Raw genomic sequence first — 2,338 nt, 5'->3', positions numbered from 1 at the left:
TTTCGGCAAAACAGGCCGCCACAGGGCCCGGGCGGCCAGTGACCGTCCTGGTGCCCGGAGCCGACCCGGCTGGCTCGGCCGACTGTCAGGCAGCGCCGAAAGGCAGCAGGTTGAACTCTTTCTGGGCGTTCATCACCAGCCTGCGGACGATCGGCATCGCCAGCTCGCGGTTCTGGCCATGGGCATTCCAGGTCACCGTCGAGGACCAGTTGCACTGGTCCGCCGCCTGGTTGGGCATCGGCGTGATGGAGGTGATCTTGCACTGGGCCGTGCTCTTGTCGCGCATCATGCGCTGGTTGAGGATGACGAGCAGCTGCCCGACCTTGATCGACTTTCTTTCCTTGATGCTCATGGAGCACGCTCCCGGCCGAAGCCGCTGACGCCCGGCAGGAATGCGCGAGTCGCGCGCGGAGTATGCGCCTTTCGGCCAGGGAAAGCCGATCGACCTGACCAACGGTAACAAGCCTCGGGAAAAGCCCGAGCGCCTGCACCCTACCCTGCCGGCCAGTTTTCCGTTTCAGGCCATCAAGAGTAGACTTGAGCGGTAAACGCGAGACCTGGGAGGGTCACATGAACGAGAAGATGCGCGAAGTCGTCAAACGCTTCGAAAAAATGCGCGACGAAGTCGCCAGGGTTACCCGCCGCGAAGCAGCCAACCTGCAGCGCGAAGCCAAGAAACTGCAGAACGAGATCAAGCGCCGCACCAACAACATGGAAAAGGCGCGCAAGCAGCTCGACAGGCTGAAGGCCCAGTGGGAGAAGACCGGCTACGTGCGCCATCGCCGCGAAGTCGAGAAAATGCACGAGGAAATCGACCAGCTGCGTGAAGAACAGGCACAGCTGCGCGACGAACTGCGCCGCACCCGCGACGTGAAGGCCGAGGCCAAGGAAGCCGAGCGCCTCTACGCCGAAATGGAAAAGGCCATGCAGCAGGCCGAGAAGAAGGTCACCAAAAAGAAGAAGAAAAAGAAATCTTCTGCCAAGAAGAAAGCTGCTTCAAAGGCAACGCCGAAGAAAAAGACCGGCGCCAAGAAAAAGACTGCTGCCAAGAAGAAAAAGACCAGCAAGAAAAAGACTGCTGCGAAAAAGAAAACCTGAGTTTCCGACGCTTCAACGAAAAGCCCCGCAATGCGGGGCTTTTTTCATGGCGTGTCGCTGGGCTCGCAGCGCGGCAAGAGATGTCGCCGCACCGGTTTCAACTCTCCCGCTTCATTGTCTCGCTCTTGCAAGATAAGGTCGCAAGCGCTCATGTCCTCGGGAAAATCCGGTGACGCATACACTTTCTCATGGGCGTCAGCGCCGTGCTCCAGCAGCCAGTCGGCATAACGAACAGCCTCCTCGGACCGAGCTTCGAGCAGTGTCATCAATGGCAGGCAATCAAACATGCCGGTACTGTCAGTGCCTGGCGGTTCGTAGCCGTCCAGCGCAAAGCCGGCTGCATGGTAGCGATCCGCAATGCGCAGCATGCGATCCATGCCTTCTCGGGCAGCAGCCTCGTTGGTAGGCATCTCCAATGCCAGGATCGAGAGCCGACAATACGGGTTGTATTGCTCGAATCGCATCTCCTCGAGATTCTCTTCGGAGAAGAGCCGCTCTTCCACATAGTCCTTGATGAAATCCGACCGCGAAACGGAATACAACGGCATGTTCGGCACGCCAGCCACCGCATAAAGGATGCCATTCCAATACCTGAAGAACGAGCTGTGCTCTCCCGCAACGGTACCGTCCTTGAGGAGCATGTTCAGGGCATAGGCATAAGTGCCGGCAAACGCCAGCGCCAAGCCAAGCAGGACCATCGCCGCAATACGGACCAGCTGCGAAACCCAGGACTCGGTCATTACTGGCACGCCTCCCTATCGGATGAACAATTGGCGGCTTCGCCCAGGTATTGCTTGAACCATTCGATCACGGCCTCCCGCGCTTCCATGTCGAGCTGGCCGCGCAGATTGTGCCCGCCTTCCTCATAGATCATCAGCTTGTGCGGGCGACCGAGCTCCTCCAGCCGCGCCGCCATCTTCCTGGCGCTGTCCACGCTGACGCGCTGGTCCTTGGCGCCATGCTGGATCAGGATCGGCAGGTCTTCCGGCAATGCCTCTGCCCAGAGCAGCGCCGAACGCGCAGCCAGCACTTCCTCGGGATTCTCGTCAAAGCCCGGGATCCAGGTGCTGAACACGCGCTCCATGTCCGGGCGCAGCTTGTATTCCGCGACCATGTCCGTTGGTGTGGCCTCGGCCACCAGGGCCTTGAAGCCATAACCCAGCTCGGGAGCCTGGCGCGCCGCGAGATACGACATCATGCCGCCGCGGCTCGCGCCCCAGGTGCCAACGCGCTCGACATC

4 protein-coding genes are annotated in these 2,338 nt (G+C 60.3%); 1 reads left to right on the top strand and 3 read right to left on the bottom strand.

Going from position 1 to position 2,338, the window contains the following annotated elements; all coding sequences use genetic code 11:
- Positions 1–85: 85 nt before the first annotated feature.
- Entirely contained in the window at positions 86–352 is a 267-nt protein-coding gene (locus R3217_10705; GenBank protein ID MDX1455913.1) for a hypothetical protein, read from the bottom strand.
- Positions 353–570: 218 nt separating this feature from the next.
- Here R3217_10705 and R3217_10700 point away from each other — a divergent pair, with 218 nt between their 5' ends.
- Positions 571–1,098, top strand: a complete 528-nt coding sequence (locus R3217_10700; GenBank protein MDX1455912.1) for a hypothetical protein — start codon at positions 571–573, stop codon at positions 1,096–1,098.
- Positions 1,099–1,142: 44 nt separating this feature from the next.
- Here the strand turns inward: R3217_10700 and R3217_10695 are convergent, their stop codons facing one another.
- Both R3217_10695 and R3217_10690 read right to left on the bottom strand, forming a co-directional pair.
- The gene (locus tag R3217_10695) at positions 1,143–1,838 is read right to left on the bottom strand and encodes a hypothetical protein (protein ID MDX1455911.1); all 696 of its coding nucleotides are present in this window, start codon (positions 1,836–1,838) and stop codon (positions 1,143–1,145) included.
- On the bottom strand, positions 1,838–2,338 hold a 501-nt coding region (locus R3217_10690), incomplete at its 5' end, for a prolyl oligopeptidase family serine peptidase (protein ID MDX1455910.1). The genes R3217_10690 and R3217_10695, both read right to left, overlap by 1 nt.

The sequence above is a fragment of the Gammaproteobacteria bacterium genome (genome assembly GCA_033720895.1).
In the GTDB taxonomy this organism is placed as follows: domain Bacteria; phylum Pseudomonadota; class Gammaproteobacteria; order Natronospirales; family JAJUFS01; genus JAWWBS01.
The sequence above is the reverse complement of the archived record's forward strand: the minus strand, read 5'-3'. Positions and strand labels throughout refer to the sequence as shown.